Annotated in this window: 17 protein-coding genes; 13 read left to right on the top strand and 4 right to left on the bottom strand. The window is 57.3% G+C overall.

The features are described 5' to 3' along the window. Nucleotides 1–85: 85 nt before the first annotated feature. From LPW13_RS16325 to LPW13_RS16295, 7 genes are all read left to right on the top strand, one after another. Nucleotides 86–1,270: an AAA family ATPase gene (locus LPW13_RS16325; RefSeq protein ID WP_230437055.1), complete on the top strand. Its 1,185-nt coding sequence runs from the start codon at nt 86–88 to the stop codon at nt 1,268–1,270. A gap of 6 nt (nt 1,271–1,276) precedes the next feature. Further along, the gene (locus LPW13_RS16320; protein ID WP_230437054.1) at nt 1,277–1,810 is read left to right on the top strand and encodes a hypothetical protein; all 534 of its coding nucleotides are present in this window, start codon (nt 1,277–1,279) and stop codon (nt 1,808–1,810) included. 202 nt (nt 1,811–2,012) lie between these two features. Next, nucleotides 2,013–3,644, top strand: a complete 1,632-nt coding sequence (locus LPW13_RS16315) for a class I SAM-dependent DNA methyltransferase (protein WP_230437053.1) — start codon at nt 2,013–2,015, stop codon at nt 3,642–3,644. Continuing rightward, nucleotides 3,645–5,102 carry a restriction endonuclease subunit S gene (locus LPW13_RS16310; RefSeq protein ID WP_230437052.1) on the top strand — a complete coding sequence of 486 codons (1,458 nt, stop codon included), beginning with the start codon at nt 3,645–3,647 and terminating at the stop codon, nt 5,100–5,102. A gap of 1 nt (nt 5,103) precedes the next feature. Next, nucleotides 5,104–6,000: a DUF3800 domain-containing protein gene (locus tag LPW13_RS16305; RefSeq protein ID WP_230437051.1), complete on the top strand. Its 897-nt coding sequence runs from the start codon at nt 5,104–5,106 to the stop codon at nt 5,998–6,000. A gap of 208 nt (nt 6,001–6,208) precedes the next feature. Continuing rightward, on the top strand, nt 6,209–7,435 hold the full coding sequence (locus LPW13_RS16300) for a glycosyltransferase (protein WP_230437050.1): 1,227 nt from the start codon (nt 6,209–6,211) through the stop codon (nt 7,433–7,435). Between the two features lie 597 nt (nt 7,436–8,032). Continuing rightward, nucleotides 8,033–10,111: a S8 family peptidase gene (locus LPW13_RS16295; protein WP_230437049.1), complete on the top strand. Its 2,079-nt coding sequence runs from the start codon at nt 8,033–8,035 to the stop codon at nt 10,109–10,111. 79 nt (nt 10,112–10,190) lie between these two features. Here the strand turns inward: LPW13_RS16295 and ahr are convergent, their stop codons facing one another. Next, a complete protein-coding gene (ahr, locus tag LPW13_RS16290) occupies nt 10,191–11,198 on the bottom strand; it encodes an NADPH-dependent aldehyde reductase Ahr (RefSeq protein ID WP_230437048.1) in 1,008 nt (335 codons plus the stop codon). A gap of 140 nt (nt 11,199–11,338) precedes the next feature. Here ahr and LPW13_RS16285 point away from each other — a divergent pair, with 140 nt between their 5' ends. Then, nucleotides 11,339–12,583 (top strand): sterol desaturase family protein, encoded by a 1,245-nt coding sequence (locus LPW13_RS16285; RefSeq protein WP_230437047.1) that lies wholly within the window; start codon nt 11,339–11,341, stop codon nt 12,581–12,583. Here the strand turns inward: LPW13_RS16285 and LPW13_RS16280 are convergent. Further along, on the bottom strand, nt 12,577–12,747 hold the full coding sequence (locus LPW13_RS16280) for a hypothetical protein (protein WP_230437046.1): 171 nt from the start codon (nt 12,745–12,747) through the stop codon (nt 12,577–12,579). The genes LPW13_RS16285 and LPW13_RS16280 overlap by 7 nt on opposite strands. Before the next feature lie 87 nt (nt 12,748–12,834). Between LPW13_RS16280 and gmk the strand changes: the two genes are divergently transcribed. The 4 genes from gmk to LPW13_RS16260 all read left to right on the top strand — a co-directional run bounded on the left by gmk (nt 12,835) and on the right by LPW13_RS16260 (nt 16,924). Continuing rightward, nucleotides 12,835–13,455: a guanylate kinase gene (gene gmk / locus LPW13_RS16275; protein WP_230437045.1), complete on the top strand. Its 621-nt coding sequence runs from the start codon at nt 12,835–12,837 to the stop codon at nt 13,453–13,455. A gap of 348 nt (nt 13,456–13,803) precedes the next feature. Then, entirely contained in the window at nt 13,804–14,070 is a 267-nt protein-coding gene (gene rpoZ / locus LPW13_RS16270; RefSeq protein WP_230437044.1) for a DNA-directed RNA polymerase subunit omega, read from the top strand. 58 nt (nt 14,071–14,128) lie between these two features. Next, entirely contained in the window at nt 14,129–16,246 is a 2,118-nt protein-coding gene (gene spoT / locus LPW13_RS16265; protein WP_230437043.1) for a bifunctional GTP diphosphokinase/guanosine-3',5'-bis pyrophosphate 3'-pyrophosphohydrolase, read from the top strand. 294 nt (nt 16,247–16,540) lie between these two features. Further along, the gene (locus LPW13_RS16260) at nt 16,541–16,924 is read left to right on the top strand and encodes a RidA family protein (protein ID WP_230437042.1); all 384 of its coding nucleotides are present in this window, start codon (nt 16,541–16,543) and stop codon (nt 16,922–16,924) included. Nucleotides 16,925–17,010: 86 nt separating this feature from the next. Here LPW13_RS16260 and LPW13_RS16255 read toward each other — a convergent pair whose 3' ends face one another. Both LPW13_RS16255 and LPW13_RS16250 read right to left on the bottom strand, forming a co-directional pair. Further along, entirely contained in the window at nt 17,011–17,889 is an 879-nt protein-coding gene (locus tag LPW13_RS16255) for an NAD-dependent epimerase/dehydratase family protein (protein ID WP_230437041.1), read from the bottom strand. 232 nt (nt 17,890–18,121) lie between these two features. Beyond that, nucleotides 18,122–18,379 (bottom strand): GlsB/YeaQ/YmgE family stress response membrane protein, encoded by a 258-nt coding sequence (locus tag LPW13_RS16250; RefSeq protein WP_230437040.1) that lies wholly within the window; start codon nt 18,377–18,379, stop codon nt 18,122–18,124. A gap of 233 nt (nt 18,380–18,612) precedes the next feature. Here LPW13_RS16250 and LPW13_RS16245 point away from each other — a divergent pair, with 233 nt between their 5' ends. Next, nucleotides 18,613–19,536 (top strand): hydrogen peroxide-inducible genes activator, encoded by a 924-nt coding sequence (locus tag LPW13_RS16245; RefSeq protein ID WP_230437039.1) that lies wholly within the window; start codon nt 18,613–18,615, stop codon nt 19,534–19,536. Nucleotides 19,537–19,549: the final 13 nt, after the last annotated feature.

Raw genomic sequence — 19,549 nt, 5'->3', positions numbered from 1 at the left:
AATGGACCACAAAATGTACCCACACACTTGCAAAATAGCGTTCGAAAGCTAAGAATCAACAAAATATCGTCGATTACTGGAAAATATGATCTCAAAGCTAAGGTTCAAAAACTTCTACAGCTTTGCCGATGAAACCCTCATCGACTTTACGCTGGGAAAAAAGCCGACCCCTTCCGGCTTTGATATCGAGCTGGATGGCGCGCGCCTCAATAAGGCGATCGCCGTAGTGGGTGCCAATGGTTCCGGCAAAACCCAATTCATCAAACCGTTGGCCTTTCTCAGCTGGTTTGTGTGCGACTCATTCCTGACCACAACGCCAGATGACCCTGTCATCTACTACCCCCACCTGCTGAAGGCCGACGACGACACCGAGCTTGAACTGGACTTTATTCTCGACGGTACAGAGCACCGTTACCAGCTGGTCATAAACCGTCGGGAAGTGGTTTCTGAATCGTTGTTTGCCCGCACCAGCAGCCAGTTCAGCTACCTGTTCAAGCGGGAAAAGAAAGGCGAGACATTCAGTTTCCGCCAGAAGGGATTCCCGTTTCCAAAGTCTCCGGCGGAAAGCCTGCGGACAAATACTTCATTGATCGCCGCAGCCCACAGCTACGACATCAAAGAGGCGCGCCCCTTTATCGAATTCTTCCGCGCAATCCGCACCAATGTGGCCAGCAGTGGGCGGCGGCATTTCGAGCACAGCGCAGTCATCCAGGCCGCAGAACGTCTCAATAAAGAGCCGGAAATCATGAGGCGTATGGAAGAGGTATTACAGGAGTTTGATCTTGGGCTCACAGGTGTTTCATTAGAAAAGCTGGAATCCACCACGGAAGAAGGAAAAAAAGAATCCTTCCACATGCCGTTCGGTGCACATCAGGCGAGCAGCGGCGAAAGCTTCACTCTGCCATTTTTTGAAGAATCCAGCGGCACCCAATCAGCATTTGTACTGTTGGAACGAGTCCTCAAAGTACTGCACCACGGCGGTATTGCCGTGATTGATGAACTGGACAACGACCTCCACCCCCTTCTGATCCCGGTTATGCTGGACTGGTTTCGCTTCGAGCACACCAACCCCCATCGGGCCCAGATCATCTTCACCTGTCACACTCCAGAAGTACTGAACCGCCTGCAGAAACACCAGGTTTACCTGTGTGAAAAATGCGATCAATGCTCAGAAGCCTGGCGACTGGATGAAATGACAGGCCTCCGTGCCGATGACAACCTGTACGCCAAATATATGGCCGGCGCCCTCGGCGCGGTACCAGAGGTTTAAACGGACGTGGGGAGAAAGGCGGCACACAAGAAACACGCAGCAGCACAGACCGCGCTACTGGTAGTGGGAGAGGGTGCCGATGACAAAGCCTTTTTCAACCACATGAAAAACCTCTATTGCAAGCGCGGAGCCGGATATACGGTCAAAGTAGAAGCCGGCGATGGCGGCTCCCCGGGGAACATCATCACCAACGCCATCCGCAGCTTCAGGCACAAAGGCTACGACCGCCGCTTCATGATCCTGGACTCAGATTTGCCACCCAGCCCTGCGGAAAATAAAAAAGCCGAACGGGAGGGCTACCAGATCATTCTGTGGTCACCCCAATGCCTGGAAGGGGCATTGCTCGACGTAATGGGTGAACCCGTCGGAGACCATGAAACCAGCCAACAGCTGAAGAAACGCCTACACCCAATGCTGGCCGGCCCCCATACCAGTCCCGCTGCTTATGCCGATCTGTTCACCCGGCAAACGCTCGACAAGACCACCAATGGCTCCGTGGTCTCTGCTCGCAATGTGCTGCGCAATCAACCCAAGAGCTAGAGAACCACCCGGTCCCGACCAAATCCGGTAAAATCGGCAAACCCGTAGAAAGTGTCGATTCCATATACATGTCAGGAAAATATGTATAGAAAACGCGATTTTTTATACATATCCACCAGCCAATGCCAGATTTGCATGAAACGTCAACATCTCGATAGATCTGGATGAAGGCATCGCATTCGCAAAAACCTCAGGAAGTACCATGACCAACAACGACATCGTGCAGAAACTCTGGAACCTCTGCGACGTACTGCGCGACGACGGCATCAATTACTCGGATTACGTCACCGAGCTGGTGCTGCTGCTGTTTATCAAGATGGTGCACGAGAACACCGAGGCTGGCACGCTGAAGAAGCACCCGCTGCCGAAGGGCTGCCGTTGGACCGACCTCAGCGGCAAGGACGGCATCAACCTGCTGAATGACTACAAGCGTATCCTGCTCACCCTTTCCACCGGTAAGGACGGCGACGGCAAGATCGTGCACGAGGACCCGTTGATCAGCGCCATCTACGCCGACGCGCAGACCCGACTGCGGGAACCACGCCACCTGGCGCAGATCATCCAGCGTTTCGACGAGATCGAGGACTGGTTCAGCGAGGAAAAAGACGGACTCGGCGATCTGTACGAGGGCCTGCTGCAGAAGAACGCCAACGAAACCAAGTCCGGCGCCGGTCAGTACTTTACGCCTAGAGACCTTATCGACTCGATGGTGCGCTGTATAAAGCCACAGCCAGGTGAAGTGATCCAGGACCCGGCCGCCGGCACCGCCGGCTTCCTGATCGCCGCCGACCGGTACATCAAGGACAACACCGACGATCTGTTCGACCTGAAGCCCCGACAACAGAAATTCCAGAAGAACCGCGCCTTTGTCGGCATCGAGCTGGTACCCGGAACCCGCCGCCTCGCGCTGATGAACTGCCTGCTGCACGGCATGGAGGGCGACGAAGAGGGCGTGGTGCACCTGGGCAATGCCCTCGGCCAGGCCGGCGCCAGCCTGCCCAAAGCCGACATAGTGCTCGCCAATCCGCCGTTCGGCACCGCCAAGGGCGGCGAGGCCAGCATCACCCGCGACGACCTCACGTACAAGACCAGCAACAAGCAGCTGGCCTTCCTGCAGCATATCTACCGCAATCTGAAACCCGGCGGCCGCGCCGCGGTGGTCTTGCCCGATAACGTGCTGTTCGAAGCCGGCGTGGGCACCGAGGTGCGCCGCGACCTGATGCACAAGTGCAACCTGCACACCATCCTGCGCCTGCCCACCGGCATCTTCTACGCCCAAGGGGTAAAGACCAATGTGCTGTTCTTCACCAAGGGCAGCGCCCGCGACAAACTGCAGGAAGAGAACTGCACCAAAAACGTGTGGGTCTACGACCTGCGCACCAATATGCCGAGTTTCGGCAAGCGCACGCCGTTTGGCGAGCAGCACCTGAAACCGTTCGAGAAGGTTTACGGCAGAAAAGCGGACGGCACCAGCAAACGCAGCGAGGGCGAATGGAGCTTCGGCGCCGAGGAAATCGACCTGGCCCCCGAGGCACAAAAGGCCGACGAGAATCAGCACGTGGACGAGCGCCTGGCCCACAGCCGCTGGCGCTGTTTCAGCCGCGAATGGATTACCGAGCACAAGGGCGACTCGCTGGATATCAGCTGGCTGAAGGATGCGGATAGCGTGGATGCGGCGAATCTGCCGGAACCGAGTGTGCTGGCGGGCGAGACCATGGGGGAGCTGGTGCAGGTACTCGGAGAGCTGGATGGGCTGATGCGGGAGTTGGGTGCCGGGGACGAGGCAGATGCTTATCAAGACCTGCTTTTCAAGGCCTTTGGTGGAGCACAATAAATGTACGATGTATGCCTGCCGTCGACATGGAAAATTGTTCAGCTGAGCGATATCGCTGACTTTATTATGGGACAAGCACCAAAGAAATCTGAATGTAATTTCGAGGGTGTCGGTGAAGTTTTCGTAAAAGCTGGCGAATTTTCAAAGATTAGACCAGTCATTAAAGAATGGACCACCAATCCTTTGAAGTTAGCGAGCAATGAAGACGTGCTAATTTGTGTCGTGGGAGCAACTGCCGGCAAACTTAATTTGGGAATCAATTGCGCTATCGGGCGCAGCGTTGCTGCAATTAGACCCTTAGGGAATATCAAAAATGATTACATTTATTCATTCCTTTTAACTCAGGTAGACAGTCTTAGAAAGGGCTCAACAGGATCTGCCCAGGGTGTAATCAGTAGGGCTGATCTAAGTCAAGTTCAAATACCTGTCGCTGGATTGACCGAACAAAAAGTCATCGCGGAAAAACTCGACACCCTGCTGGCCCAGGTGGAAAACACCAAAGCCCGCCTCCAGCGCATCCCCCAAATCCTCAAGCGCTTCCGGCAGTCTGTGCTGGCGGCGGGAGTGACTGGAAAACTATCCAAAGACTGGCGAAAAGATAACTCCGAGAACACAACCGAGGCATTACTCAAGGATCACCTTCCTCTTCCTAAACCTGCTAGATGGAAGTCTAGGTCTACCTCATATATTGAGGGAGTAAATGCCACCGCAGTTGGGAAGCCCGAAAACTCACCTGTCAAAGAGTGGCAGTGGGTTCCCTTAGTGGAAATCGCAAGAATGGAATCCGGGCATACTCCTAGCAGATCAAAACCGGAGTATTGGGGAGGTGATATCTGCTGGATTGGCATCAAGGACGCAAATAAGAATCATGCCACGAAAATCTCTGATACCGAGCAAAAAACAAATGAGCTTGGCCTCGCCAATTCAGCAAGCCGCTTGTTGCCAGAGGGAACAGTTTGCATCAGCCGAACGGCTTCTGTTGGCTACGTAGTAAAAATGGCAAAACCAATGGCAACGAGCCAAGATTTCGTAAACTGGGTGCCATCTGATGTGGTAGACCCCGATTGGCTCATGTGGCTATTTGTCGCTGAGCGCGAATCACTCTTCAAATTCGGAAAAGGCTCAACCCATACAACCGTTTATTTTCCAGAGTGGCTATCCATGCATGTCTTGCTCCCCCACATTAAAGAGCAACGGTATATAGCCCGACGGATCGAACAACTCTTCGCCTACGCCGACACCATCGAAAAACAGGTCAACAACGCACAGGCAGCGGTCGAGCACCTCACCCAGTCCATCCTCACCAAAGCCTTCCGCGGCGAACTCACCGAGCAGTGGCGCAAGGAAAATCCGGAGCTGATCAGCGGTGAAAACAGTGCAGAGGCGCTGCTGGAGCGTATCCAGGCCGAGCGAGCAGCGGTCAAACCAGCAAAGAAAACGCGCAGAAAGAAATCCTGATATGGCCAAGACACCCAAGCGCTCGATGGATTCGAACCAGCTACCGCTGTTCGAATTTGACAAGGACAATCTGGAAAAGGTCCAACGTCACTGGCCCGGTGATCACCCCGAGGAATCAGGCTTTACCAAATACATCGTCTACGTGGATGAAAGTGGCGATCACAGCCTGCAGAGTATCGATAAAAGCTACCCTATATTCGTGCTGGCGTTCTGCATATTTCACAAACGACACTACAGTGAGGTGGTTGTTCCTTCCCTGGAAAAATTCAAGTTCAACCACTTCGGGCATGACCAAATTGTATTGCACGAAAACGAAATACGACGTAGAAAAAGCCCGTTCAATATTTTCAAGAACAGTGAGCACCACCAACGGTTCGCAAACGAACTGACGGAAATTATCGAATTCAGCAATTTTATCCTCGTCAGCGCAACGATCGATAAGCGTGAAATCAGGAAGCTGAATCCCGCAGACAACGCATACCACATCGCTCTGGGGCTGTGCATGGAGACTCTACACGAATTCCTACAGAAAAAGGGCGAGGAGCAGAAGAAAACTCACATCGTTGTCGAATGCCGTGGGGACAAGGAAGATAAAGAGCTTGAACTCGAGTTTCGCCGTATTTGCGACGGCAATAACCGCTTGGGAAAACCGTTACCGTTTGAGATCCTGTTTGCCGATAAAAAGGTGATGTCTTCAGGACTTCAGCTGGCAGGCCTTGTTGCGCGCCCTATCGGCCTACACACATTGCGGCCCGAACAGAGCAATCGAAGCACTCAAAGAGAAGTTTTACTGCGACGGGGGCCGGGAGGGAGTTGGCACTGGATTCATGGGGAAAGGAATGAAGGTTTACCCGACCCCAAAAAGCGAAAAACCCCGGTGAATCCACCGAGGTTATAACGCCGACTGAGAATGCTCAATCCATTTGCCACGTATTCTAGACATCTGAGCCAACATCTTCAACTTTTAGTTGTCAACGGCTAGTTGTCGCCACAGCATGTCAGCCTTGGGAGAATTGTTATCTACCCCAAAGTGGCCCAAAAGTACTGTCTGGTCACAATTTCCATCACACACTGTTACATAGAGCAGATCACGAGTACCACCGCGAATGCCCCAAGACGTCTCCCCAAAACGCGCACTGTTAATCGCCAAACAGTGGCCCGAACCCGCCTCTACCGCCGCCGGCCGACGCACGCTGGATATTCTCGACCTGCTCACCGATGCCGGTTATAGCGTGGACATCGCCAGTCCCGCACAGCCCACACCGTTTCAGGCCAAAACCGGTTACCGCGAGCACCAGATCGCGGTCAACGATTCCGGCTTTGACGATTGGGTGCGCACACTGGATCCGACGCTGGTGATCTACGATCGCTTTATGATGGAGGAACAATTTGGCTGGCGGGTGCGCGAGCAGTGTCCGCACGCGGTCACGCTGCTGGATACCAGTGATTTTCACAGCCTGCGCGAGGCCCGTCACCAGGCGCTCAAAAGCGGCCAACCACTGAATCTTTTCCACCCCATCGCCGAACGTGAAGTGGCCGCGATGGCGCGCTGTGATCTCACCATCATGATCTCGCAGGTCGAGGTGGACCTGCTGAAGCAGCACTTCTGTTTGCCCGACTGGCAGCTGCACTATTTACCTTTCCTTATAAAGAAACTGCCCGATATTGAGACTCTGCCGGGATTTGAAGAGCGCCAACACCTGATCATGATCGGCGGCTTCAAACACACGCCGAATCGCGATGCCACCAGCTGGTTTGCACAGGAAATCTGGCCCCGGCTGCACGCGCTGTTACCGGGCGTGGAGTGTCATATTTACGGCGCTTACTCCGATCACGCCATGCACCGTTTCAGCGATCCCAAAACGGGGCTTCGCGTGCACGGCCGCACCGACGATGCACTGGCCACCATGGCGCGCTACCGGCTGAACCTGGCGCCGTTGCGTTTTGGTGCGGGGCAGAAGGGCAAGATTCTGGACGGATGGCTCACCGGGACGCCCACGGTGACCACGCCCATCGGTGCCGAATCCATGGCTGCAGAAGATTGCTGGGGCTATCCATTGAGTGCCGATCCGGATCAGTTTGCGGCCACCACCGCGCACCTGTATCGGGATCAAACCGCCTGGCTCACGGTGCGCGACACCGGCACACGGGCATTGGAATCCGGCTTTTCCTATCGGCATCACGCCGATGCGTTTATCGAGCGCATTGAATCGGTCGCCGCAAATCTACCAGCGCACCGCAACCGCAATATCTGGGGCCGTATTCTCCGACGCAACGAGCACCGCGCGGAGGAATTTATGAGCCGCTGGATCGAGGCCAAGAACCAGCTTTAAGCGGGAAATAGAGATACCGCTCCTTCGCCCTGAATGCACCGCGGTTTTACTGCCGCCTCAAATGAGAAAAATTTTTCTCATAATCTGCCTGCTCTCCATTTTCTGAGCAAAAAATTTCACAAAAAAAGGGGCTGATCCCGATACATCCACATGTTGCACAGAAGATTCTGGCAGAACCGTAAAAATAACCGGACGACATAAATAAAAACACACCTTCGATCTGCTTTTGCGTAGCCCGCGCAGATCCAGTCATCCCCACTTCAAAATGGCCAGCGCTTGTTCTTGAATATCCTTTATCAGTTCGAGTTGTAATTTCCGCCAGGGATTGAGACCCACCTCACATCCCCCCTCTAACCGGATACGATCGTACCAATTGAATCCTAAATATGGCGCGAAATACAAAGAGTTATCCCCTTTTTTCTATGAGGGTGAGAGATTTCTCCTCGTCAAACCCAGGCCATGGGAGAAAAAGCCGGGACAAAATTCCGGTAATTTTTCCGGCACCCACTGCTCAGGAGTTCCGCGGTGGATTAGCGGCGACACTATCAATACAAACCTCCGTCGCCGATAACAATAATCAAGGAGAAATGCGCAACAATGAAATTGCCAGTATTACGACAACGCGGCTCGTTACTCGCGGCCGCGGCACTGCTGTTTGGTGCCTCAGTTACAACACACACAACCCACGCGGTGGAACCGCAGCAATCCGCCATGGTGCTCGCACCGTCTGAGGTGGTGACCGACCGCATCATCATCAAGTACAAGGATTCCGTTCCCGGCGCGAATATGTCAGCCATGTCGCAGTCGGCAGTACAGCGCGCAGCGCAAAGTGCCGGCCACGGCTTCAAACATATGCGTCGGCTCGCTACTGGCGCACAGTTGTTGCGGCTGGAAAAACGCACCAGCAAGGCGGAATTGGATGCAGTGATCGCGCGGCTACAACAGGACCCGCAGGTGGAATATGCCGAGCCGGACCGCCTGATGCAGCCCATGGCCACCCCCAACGATTCGTACTACAACCAGCAGTGGCATTACTTTGAGTCCACCGGCGGCCTGAACCTGCCGAGCGCCTGGGACGTTACCCAGGGTGAAGGTGTGGTAGTCGGCGTGATTGATACCGGTTATCGCCCGCACGCGGACCTGAATGCGAATATCCTGCCGGGCTACGACATGATTTCGGACACCACCGTGGCCCAGGATGGCGACGGCCGTGACAGTGACGCCAGCGATCCTGGCGACTGGTCACCCGCAGGCGCCTGTGGTGTTGGCCAGCCAGCGCGCGGCAGCAGCTGGCACGGTACCCATGTAGCCGGCACCATCGCGGCGGTGACCAATAACGGCACCGGTGTGGCGGGCGTCGCCTACAAATCCAAAATCGTCCCCATCCGTGTGCTGGGCCGCTGCGGCGGTTATACCTCGGATATTGCCGACGGTATTATCTGGGGCGCCGGTGGCAATGTGAGCGGTGTGCCCACCAATGCCAACCCGGCGCAGGTGCTGAACCTGAGCCTGGGTGGCGGCGGCAGCTGCGATACCACGACCCAGAACGCGATCAATACCGCGCGCAGTCTGGGCACCACCGTGGTGGTGGCAGCCGGTAACTCCAACGCCAATGCAGGCAACTACAGTCCGGCGAGCTGTTCCGGTGTGGTGACCGTGGCCGCCACCAATCGCGCCGGCAGCCGCGCCTATTACTCCAACTACGGCAGCGTGGTGGATGTAGCGGCACCGGGCGGTGAAACTTCCACCGCCTCCAACGGCGTACTCTCCACCCTGAACAGCGGCTCCCAGGGTCCGGGAAGCGACAGCTACGAGTTCTATCAGGGCACCAGCATGGCGGCGCCCCATGTGGCCGGCGCGGCGGCACTGCTATATGCAGTGGACAGTGGTATTACGCCGACCGAAGTGGAATCCATCCTGAAAAACACCACCCGCAGCTTCCCCGGCTCCTGCAGCCAGTGCGGTACCGGTATCGTGGATGCGAGTGCGGCAGTGGCTGCGGCCAATGGCGACGGTAACCCGGATCCCGATCCGGAACCCGGTGAAGGCGAGCTGACCAACGGCGTAACCGAGACTGGTCTGTCTGCCAGTACCGGTGGTGAACTGCTGTACACCCTCGAAGTCCCGGCCGGCGCCTCCAACCTGAGCTTCCAGATTGCCGGCGGTACTGGCGATGCAGATCTCTACGTGCGCTACGGCGCTGCACCCACCACCAGTGCCTACGACTGCCGCCCGTATATCGGCGGTAATAACGAGACCTGCGATATCTCCAATGTGCAGGCGGGCACTTACTACGTGATGGTGCGTGCCTATAGCAGCTTCTCTGGGGTAAGCCTGACCGGCAGCTTCGACGAAGGCGGCAACGGCGGCGGTGCGACCGGGTGGACCGAGAGCAACGTTTCCGGCAGTGCCAACGCCTGGCAGCACTTCACCCTGGATGTGAACAGCGGCATGAGTACGCTGGATGTGGTGATGAGTGGCGGCAGCGGCGATGGCGACCTGTATGTGCGCTACGGCGCCCAGCCAACCACCACGAGTTACAACTGTCGCCCCTACCGCTGGGGCAATGACGAAAGCTGCAGCATCAGCAGCCCGGAAGCGGGCACCTGGTATATCAGCATTCGCGGCTACAACGACTATTCCGGGGTCACCCTGCAGGCGGAAGCCGCTCCCTGATTCAGGCCTGAATTACCTCCCTCTATTCGCAGTAACCCACTTTCACAGGCCGGCATTCGCCGGCCTTTTTTATCCGCGCTTACTTACCGGCTTCCAACACAACCCGATAGCGCGCCTTGCCACTTTCCAGGTGCGCGAACGCTTCATTGATCTTGCTCATGGGGAACATTTCCACCTTCGGTACAATATTGTGGCGCCGGGCGAATTCGAGCATATCCGCAATGCCGGCGGGGCTGCCCACCGGTGAGCCGGATACCTGGCGCTGGGCCAGCAGCAGGTTGAATACATTGATATCCAGCGGCTCGGTGGTGGCGCCAACAAAATGCAGGCGCCCACGGGGCTTCAGGGTGGTGAGATAGGTATTCCAGTCCAGCTTGACGTTCACCGTGGAGATGATCAGGTCAAAGCGGCCGGCAGCGGCCTTGAGCACTTCCGGGTCGCGACTGTTCAGCGTGTGATGTGCCCCCAGCGCCAGCGCTTCGTCGCGCTTGCTGTCGCTGGAGGTGAAGGCGGTGACGTCACATCCCCAGGCATTGAGAAACTGCAGCGCCAGATGGCCCAGACCGCCGATACCGATCACGGCGACGCGACTGTTGGGTTTGATATCGAACTGCACCAACGGGTTGTACACGGTAATGCCGGCACAGAAGAGGGGGCCCACCAGCGCCGGATCCAGTCCCTCGGGAATCGGGACCACGCTATCGGCTGAGGCTCTGACCTTGTCCGCAAAACCGCCGTGATGGCCGAGGATGGTGGGCTGGGCCTGGGGGCACAGGTTCTGATGTCCGGTATCGCACTCACCGCAGTGCCCGCAATAGCCGGAATGCCAGCCGAGCCCCACCCGCTGGTCCGCCTGCAGGTGGGTGACGCCCTCACCGAGGGCCTCAATGCGCCCGACCACCTCATGCCCGGGCACCACCGGGAACGCGGTCATACCCCACTCGTCATTCACCACGCTCACATCGCTGTGGCACAGACCACAGTATTCCACCGCGATCTGCACCTGTCCGGGCTGCAGGGTACCGGGGTCATACTGGAAAGGTTGGAGCGCGGCACCGGCGCGCTCGGCGGCGTAGGCATTGATCATGGTCGTTCCTTCAATTTTCGATGAAAAGTTCTCACGGATTTCGGAATCCGGTCTCCCGGGACATTGTTCATGACGGGGGCTGTGGCAACATTACCCACAAGGTCATAAAGATAACGATATAGACAACTTCCGAGGTGCCCGTGAGCCTTGTCACCCTCGCCATCCCGTTTTTCCTGCTCGCCGTGCTGGTAGAGCTGGCCCTCGACCGCTGGCGCGGCTGGGGCCTGTACCGGCTGAACGACGCCCTCGGCAGCCTCAGCGCCGGCATCCTGAGCCGCATACTGGGACTGATCCGGGTAGGCATCCTGATGCTGCTCTACATCCCACTGTACCAGTGGCTGGAACCCACCTATCGACAACTCGGTCTCACCTGGTCTCTGGACAACCCCTGGCACCTGGTACTGGCCGTGATCGCTTACGATTTCTGCTACTACTGGAAACACCGAATCAGCCACGAGATCAATATTTTCTGGGCGGAACACCTGGTGCACCACCAGAGCGAGGACTACAACCTCACCACCGCCCTGCGTCAGTCCAGCGACCTGGTGCCTCTGGGCTGGATTTTCTACCTGCCGCTACTGCTGATCGGTATGCCCCCGGAAGTTTTGATCACCGCCGGCGCCATCGATCTGATCTATCAGTTCTGGGTGCATACGCAGAAATTCCCCAAAGTGCAGTGGATGGAATGGATCCTGGTCACCCCCTCCAACCACCGTGTACACCACGCCCAGAACAGGGTGTATGTGGACCGCAATTACGGCGGTGTGCTGATTGTGTGGGATCGCCTGTTCGGCACCTATCAGGAAGAGCTGGAGCATGAACCCTGCATCTACGGGGTGCGCAAGCCGCTCAACACTTTCGACCCACTGGCGGCTAACCTGCAGCACTTCAAACGCATGTGGCTCGACGCCGTATATACGAAAAGCTGGAAGGAAAAGTTCACCCTGTGGTTCCGCGCCACCGGCTATCGTCCCGCCGATGCAGAAGCCGACTTGCCCTATCCGAGCTGTAACCTGGACCACTTCCGGCGCTACGACCCCAGACTCACCCCTGGCCCGCGCTACTACGCGCTGGCCCAGCACCTGTGCTATTCCGCCGCCACCCTGGCACTGCTTTGGTCTAGCAAAAACCTCGACTACGGTACCGTCGCTTTGATAGTGGCGATGCTGGTCATCGGGCTGGTGATCAATGGCCGCATCCTCGATGGCGAGGCCCGCACCCGCGGCTGGGAGCAGGCACGCCTGGTATTACTCGTCGTCACTCTGCCGCTGCTGCCCCAGGTGGTATGGATGCCATTGCTGGCTTACGCGGGAATAAGTATGACCATTTGGCGAATGTTGGTTTTCCCACAAAAAGGCGATACAGTCTCACCGGTCAGTCAATAGGGGCTCGAAGTAGCCAACCGCTCCGGCGGCAGGTTGTAGTTCCGCGGACGCGCCCGGTCGGTTTGGTTGTGCTTGCGGATTTTCACAGGTGCAGCCAGAAAGCCCAACACCTTGCCCCCAAGCCCGACCGGGTCAGCGTCCATCTCCTGCTTTATCCACTGCATGAGGCTTGCATCCCGCGCGCTCCCTTTCGTTATAATTCCTCCCGGTTATAATCCCGCGCCTTTCGATCCATTCACTCAGGAGTCGCCGTGCCTACAGGTACTCTCTATACGGTCTCAGCACCCTCCGGTGCCGGCAAGACCAGCCTCGTCCAAGCACTGGTGGAAAATGACAGCCAGGTGACCGTATCGGTTTCCCACACCACGCGCCCCATGCGCCCGGGTGAGATCGAAGGCATCAACTATCATTTCGTGAGCCGCGACGAGTTCGTGGGAATGCTGGGGGAGAGCGCGTTCCTGGAACACGCCCAGGTATTTGAAAATTACTATGGCACCTCCAAGGCGTGGGTAGAAGAGACCCTCGCCAGCGGACGCGATGTAATCCTGGAGATCGACTGGCAGGGCGCGGCTCAGGTGCGCAAGCAGATGCCGGAAACCGTGGGCATCTTCATCCTGCCACCTTCCCAACAGGCCCTGCTGGAGCGTCTCACCGGCCGCGGACAGGACGAGCAGAGCGTGATCGACAAGCGCATGGCGCAGGCGATCGATGAAATGTCCCACTATGTGGAGACCGATTACCTGATCATCAACGACGACTTCACCACCGCCCTGAAAGAGCTCCGCGCCATCATGACCGCCGAACGCCAGCGGCTGGCGCGACAACAGGAAGTGCACGGGGCACTGCTACAGTCGTTGTTGCGCAAGCAGTAAGCTTTGCCTTTCCGGGCCAGCAAACAGCTGTTTGGTTCGGGCGCAGGTGTCGATACCGGGTGAAGCCTTGCGAGACCTTCAAAAACAGGATGTTTTTGCAGAGCCCCCATGGGCCGAAGGCGCCGCGTTGAAGCGGCCGGACTGGGTTCACGGCGTGTCTCGCAAGGCTTCACCCGGTAGCGGCACCGCCAAAGAGGGTAAAAACAGCGCTAAGCCACGATTGAGCCAATTGATCGATTTGCGTACACTGCGCGGTCCGGTAGAATAGCTACCCTTGGCCTGTCTTTCGGCCGCACCCTATTCCCAACATCGCCGGCTCCGGCGAGCAGACACTGGAACTGTAGATTTATGGCACGTATCACCGTTGAAGATTGCCTCGACCACGTAGACAACCGCTTTGAACTGGTTATCGTCGGCAGCAAGCGCGCCCGTCAGATCGCCACCGGCGGCCGCGACCCCATGGTTGCAGAAGAAAACGACAAGCCCACCGTCATCGCCCTGCGCGAAATCGAAGAAGGCTTTGTAGACGCCAGCATTCTCGACGAGCCGGACGAAGACGAATTTGAACAACAGGCCGCACCGGCACCGGTATACCTGTCCGAGCAGGACCTCTGATCCCGGACCCTATCGATTGATGCAGTACCTGCAGGACAAGTAAGAGGCGAGCGCGGCTTTGCACACCATTGACAGTCTGGCCCATCGCCTCTCGTCTTACCTACCCCCCGACCAGATCCAGTTCGTGCGCCGCGCTTATTTCTACGCGGAACAGGCCCACGATGGCCAGCAGCGGCGCTCCGGCGAACCCTATATCACCCACCCCCTGGCCGTAGCCACCATCCTTGCCGGCATGCACATGGACGCCCAGAGCCTGGCCGCCGCCATGCTGCACGACGTGATCGAAGACACCGGTGTACCCAAGGCCGCATTGGCAGAGCAATTCGGGGAAGAAGTGGCAGACTTGGTGGACGGCGTCTCCAAGCTGACCCAGTTCGAGACCGACAGCCCCGCAGAAAAACAGGCAGAGAACTTCCAGAAAATGGCGCTCGCCATGGCGCGCGATATCCGCGTAATCCTGGTCAAGCTCGCCGACCGCCTGCACAACATGCGCACCCTGGGTGCCCTGAAACCGCAGAAGCGCGCGCGCATCGCCCGCGAGACGCTGGAAATCTACGCCCCCATTGCCAACCGCCTGGGCATGAACGATGTGCGAATCGAATTCGAGGACCGCGCATTCTTCGCCATCTACCCCCTGCGCGCCAGCCGTCTGCGCGCCGCCCTGGTGGCAGCCCGCGGCAACCGCAAAGAGCTGCTGGAAAAAATCCAGAGCGCTATTGAGCTGCGCCTGGAACGGGAAAACATCGACGCCCTGGTGATCGGGCGCGAGAAGCACCTGTACAGCATTTACCAGAAGATGCGTTCGAAGAAGAAGTCGTTCAAGGAAATCATGGACGTCTACGCCTTTCGCATCATCGTCGACAGTGTCGACACCAGCTACCGTTCCCTGGGAGTTATCCACAACCTGTACAAACCGGTGATCACCGAATTCAAAGACTACATCGCCATTCCCAAATCCAATGGCTACCAGTCTCTGCACACGGTGCTACTGGGCATGCACGGGGTGCCGATCGAAGTGCAGATCCGCACCAAGGAAATGGACGAAATGGCCAACAGCGGTATCGCCGCCCACTGGCTGTACAAATCCTCCGGCGACGAGGTTCTCAATACTGGCGGCACCAGCCAGGTGCGCGCACGGCGCTGGGTGCAGGGACTGCTGGAAATGCAGCAGCGCGCCGGCGACTCGCTGGAATTTATCGAGAACGTGAAGATCGACCTGTTCCCGGACGAGGTCTACGTGTTTACCCCCAAAGGCAAGATCATCGATCTGCCCGCCGGGGCCACCGCGGTGGACTTTGCCTATTCCGTACATACGGATATCGGCAACTCCTGCGTGGCGGTGCGCATCAATCAGCGCCTGGCACCGCTGTCGCAACCGCTGGAAAGCGGCCAGAAGGTGGAAATTCTCACCAGCAAGAATGTGCAGCCGAACCCCAACTGGCTCAATTTTGTGGTCACCGCCAAGGCCCGCAGCGCCATCCGCCACTTCCTCAAACACCGTCGCCACCACGACTCCATCACGCTAGGCCAGCGTCTGCTGGAAAAGGCCCTGAGCAAATTCCGCCTGCAGCTTTCCGACATCAGCGAGGAAGACATCGCCCGCGGAGTGAAAGAAGCCAAGTGTGAAACCTTCGACGACCTGCTGGAAGAGATCGGCCTCGGCAATCGCGCGGCCTATTCCGCGGCCAAGCTGTTGGCACCGGCGGACACGGTGGAAACCGAGGCCAGCCATATCTCATCACCGCTGACCATCGACGCCCAGGAGGGCATGCTGATCAGCTTCGCCCGCTGCTGTCGCCCGATTCCCGGCGACACCATCATCGGCCATATCAGCTCCGGCAAAGGCGTGGTGGTGCACCGCGATACCTGTCGCAATACCAGCGAGTTGCGCGAGCATCCGGAAAATATCATGGCGGTAAACTGGTCGCCGGATGTGAAGGGGGAATACCTGGGCGATGTGCGTGTGGAAGTGGAATCCGAGCGCGGCATCATCGCGCGCCTCGCCACCCGTATTACGGAGGAGGGCGCGAGCATCGAACAGATCCACGTGGATGAAAAAGATGCCCAGCACAGCGTGATTTCCCTGACCCTGGAAGTCACCAACCGGGTACACCTGGCCCAGGTAATGAAGCGCCTGCGCAACCTGCCGGCGGTTATCCGTATCGCCCGGCCGTAATCCTCTTCTCTCACTCTCCGAAACACCCAAAGCAGGGCCGCCACCTAGGTCGCTCGAACGCTTATTACCACAAAAACCTCGAAGTCCGTCTGACCAGGTTGTTACCGGCGGATGCAGGTTTCGGCAAGGTCTGGAAAGCGGGAGGGAGTTTTCGTGGATAGTGCGGAATGTGGACGAGTTCCGCCTATCGCACACGGTCCATCCAGATATCTCCCCAAAGCGCGCAAACCGCGCTATATTCTCCCGCTTTCTTTTTCAGCAAGCAGGTCCGCAAGGCCCGGGAGAGCAGTAACCATGCCAAATCGCGCCGTAATAAAAACCGATAAGGCACCGGCCGCAATCGGCAGCTATTCGCAAGCCGTCAAAGTCGACAACACCATCTACCTTTCCGGCCAGATTCCGCTGGTACCCGCAACCATGGAGCTGGTTTCCGATGACTTCCGAGAACAGGCCCACCAGGTATTCAAGAACCTCGCCGCAGTATGCGACGCTGGCAATGGCTCTCTCGATCACATCGTCAAGCTGAACCTCTACCTCACCGATCTCACTAATTTCTCTATCGTGAACGAAGTGATGGAAGAGGTCTTTACGCAACCGTTTCCGGCGCGCGCGGCGGTAGGCGTGAAAGAGCTGCCGAAGGGTGCCCAGTTTGAAGCCGAAGCGATCATGGTGATCTGATCAGGCTCGGGAAAGGAAAAGGCGGAAGGGATTAAAAACGGTGCCGCGCATGCGGCACCGGAGGGATCAGAAATCAGGCCGCTGGATCACTCATTTTCCAGCAGTGTGCTGTAACCCAAGCGATAATTCGGATACAGCATTTCATAGCCGCTATCCAACATACGCTGATTACTCAGCCTCTTCGAACGGCGCTCACTGGTGGCCACCTCTTCACGCAGATGCGCGTTGGTATAACCCATAGACTTCGCCAGCCAGCTCTGCAACTCGTACATGGGCACCGGCGTGCAGTCGGCGCCGATATACAGTTTCTCCGGCGCCATGCCATTTTTCTGACCTTCGATCAGATGCACCATAAACCCGGTGGCATCGTCCACGTGAATACGGTTACTGTACTGGGGCGGGGAGGGCGGCGCACAGCGGCCAGCGCGAACCTGCGACAGGAGCCGGTCGCGACCGGGGCCGTATATACCCGCAAAGCGGATCACGCTGGTTTCGGCAGGGGCCGTCTGGGCAATTTTTTCCGCCGCGAGCAAGGCTTCGCCCTGATAGCTGTTGGGCAGTGGCTGGGTTTTCTCATTCAACCACTGGTCGCCACTCTGGCCGTAGACCCGGGAAGAAGAGATCCACAGGAACAGGCGCGGAGGCTTTGGCATCTGTGCGATAGCGTCCGACAGTACCTTAGCAGTTTCCACATAAGCGCGTTGATATGCCTGCGGCGTGTTCACACCCGGCGTAAAAGTGGCGATTACGATGTCCGCGCCCTTGGCCAGATGATTCTGTACATCCTCGGGGCGGGTGGCATCGCCGCGGCGCCAATTGACCACGTCGGCCCGCCGCTTGCGGGCGAGGGCCTGTAACGGATTGCGACGTACACCGAACACATCGTACGCTTTGCGATCCAGCTTCAACGCCAAACGGGTGCCGAGATCCCCGCAGCCGAAGATCCAGACTTTTTCCTTTGCCATAGCCGCTTGTTGAAACCCCCGGTGAAGCCTGTACCGGCTTCTTTATCTGAATGAATTATCTTTGGTCGTGGCGAACACATCGGTATCCCGCAACGCTCGCCCGTGATTTCTCGCACAGAGTATGGCCCACAGTGGCCATAAAACCATGTATTTATAACCTGTTTGAAGCATCGGTTCTGTGAACAGCGCCCGGAGAAGCTTTCTCCGGGGCTTTGTTATGGCTTGGGTACCGTCAGCCGCGCGACTTCACCATGCGGTAAATAAACAGCAGGACGATTGCCCCAACTACCGCAGTGATGATACTGCCGATAGACAGGCCGCCTACAGTACCGACACCGATAAAGCTACCAAGCCAGCCGCCGATAAAGGCGCCAACAATGCCGATGATGATGGTGACAATCCAGCCACCGGGTTCCGGACCCGGCATGATCCATTTGGCCAGCGCACCGGCGATCAGGCCGAGAATAATCCACGAAAAAAATTCACCCATAGCGACTCTCCGCTTAACGTGTAATAAACACTTGCCTTTACACATATAGCAAAGGACACGCCATGCCGTGGATTAATCCGCCTCTTCATAGCAAATTTTACTAACTGTTATGTTTTTTAATAGCAAAACTTTCTAGTTTGAGACATTCATACAGATCAATTGCAGAATCACTGGCCGGAGGGGTGGGTTTATGAATAAACTCTATCGCCCACTTTAATCTGATTGCTTCGAACATGACTCTGAACGAACTGCGCTACATCGTCACCCTGGCTCAGGAACAGCATTTCGGCCGTGCAGCCGAGCGCTGTTTTGTCAGCCAGCCGACGCTCTCGATTGCCGTGAAAAAGCTGGAGAAAGAGCTGGGGGTCGCCCTGTTCGAGCGCTCCAAAACCCGCGTGCAGGCCACCCCGCTGGGGGAGCGTATCGTCGCTCAGGCACAGCTGGTGCTGGAGCAGTCAGCGGCGATCAAGGATATTGCCAGCGCCGGTAAAGACCAACTCAGCAGCCCGCTGTCGGTCGGTGCCATCTTTACCATCGGCCCCTATCTGTTTCCGCATTTCATCCCACAGTTACAGCAGCTGGCCCCACAGATGCCGCTGTACGTGGAAGAGGGCTATACCTCCACCTTGCGCGCACGCCTGCGCAAAGGCGAGCTGGATGCGGTGATCATTGCCCTGCCCTTTACCGAGCCGGATGTAGTCACCCAGCCCTTATATGACGAACCCTTTGTGGTGCTGATGCCTTCGGACCACCCGTTGGCGAAAGAGGAAGCCATCGCCCCGGAACAGTTGTGTGAAGACAATGTGCTGCTGCTGGGGGAGGGGCACTGTTTCCGCGATCAGGTCCTGGAGGCCTGCCCACAACTACAGCAATCGATCGAAAAGGAAGCCGGCAACGGACATATCCGCACCGCCGCCGATGGCAGCTCGCTTGAGACCCTGCGCCACATGGTGGCCTCGCGCCTCGGCATTACCGTGTTACCGCTGTCTGCCGCCGCCGCGTCCCAGTACGCCAGTGGCGTCCTGGTAACCAGGCCATTTGCGGCACCGGCACCACAGCGCACCGTCGCCCTGGCCTGGCGCGCCAGCTTCCCGCGGCACCGCGCAATCGACATGTTGCGCAACGCCATCAACCAGTGTCAGCTACAGACGCCCTGATCACACCCAGGTG

The sequence above is a fragment of the Microbulbifer celer genome (assembly GCF_020991125.1).
Taxonomy (GTDB): Bacteria; Pseudomonadota; Gammaproteobacteria; order Pseudomonadales; family Cellvibrionaceae; genus Microbulbifer; species Microbulbifer celer.
The sequence above is the reverse complement of the archived record's forward strand: the minus strand, read 5'-3'. Positions and strand labels throughout refer to the sequence as shown.

Coding starts and splice junctions, on each gene's coding strand:
- LPW13_RS16325 (WP_230437055.1), top strand. CDS start 86: ATGATCTCAAAGCTAAGGTTCAAAAACTTCTACAGCTTTGCCGATGAA.
- LPW13_RS16315 (WP_230437053.1), top strand. CDS start 2,013: ATGACCAACAACGACATCGTGCAGAAACTCTGGAACCTCTGCGACGTA.
- LPW13_RS16310 (WP_230437052.1), top strand. CDS start 3,645: ATGTACGATGTATGCCTGCCGTCGACATGGAAAATTGTTCAGCTGAGC.
- LPW13_RS16305 (WP_230437051.1), top strand. CDS start 5,104: ATGGCCAAGACACCCAAGCGCTCGATGGATTCGAACCAGCTACCGCTG.
- LPW13_RS16300 (WP_230437050.1), top strand. CDS start 6,209: ATGCCCCAAGACGTCTCCCCAAAACGCGCACTGTTAATCGCCAAACAG.
- LPW13_RS16295 (WP_230437049.1), top strand. CDS start 8,033: ATGAAATTGCCAGTATTACGACAACGCGGCTCGTTACTCGCGGCCGCG.
- ahr (WP_230437048.1), bottom strand. CDS start 11,198: ATGATCAATGCCTACGCCGCCGAGCGCGCCGGTGCCGCGCTCCAACCT.
- LPW13_RS16280 (WP_230437046.1), bottom strand. CDS start 12,747: ATGCAGTGGATAAAGCAGGAGATGGACGCTGACCCGGTCGGGCTTGGG.
- rpoZ (WP_230437044.1), top strand. CDS start 13,804: ATGGCACGTATCACCGTTGAAGATTGCCTCGACCACGTAGACAACCGC.
- LPW13_RS16260 (WP_230437042.1), top strand. CDS start 16,541: ATGCCAAATCGCGCCGTAATAAAAACCGATAAGGCACCGGCCGCAATC.
- LPW13_RS16255 (WP_230437041.1), bottom strand. CDS start 17,889: ATGGCAAAGGAAAAAGTCTGGATCTTCGGCTGCGGGGATCTCGGCACC.
- LPW13_RS16250 (WP_230437040.1), bottom strand. CDS start 18,379: ATGGGTGAATTTTTTTCGTGGATTATTCTCGGCCTGATCGCCGGTGCG.
- LPW13_RS16245 (WP_230437039.1), top strand. CDS start 18,613: ATGACTCTGAACGAACTGCGCTACATCGTCACCCTGGCTCAGGAACAG.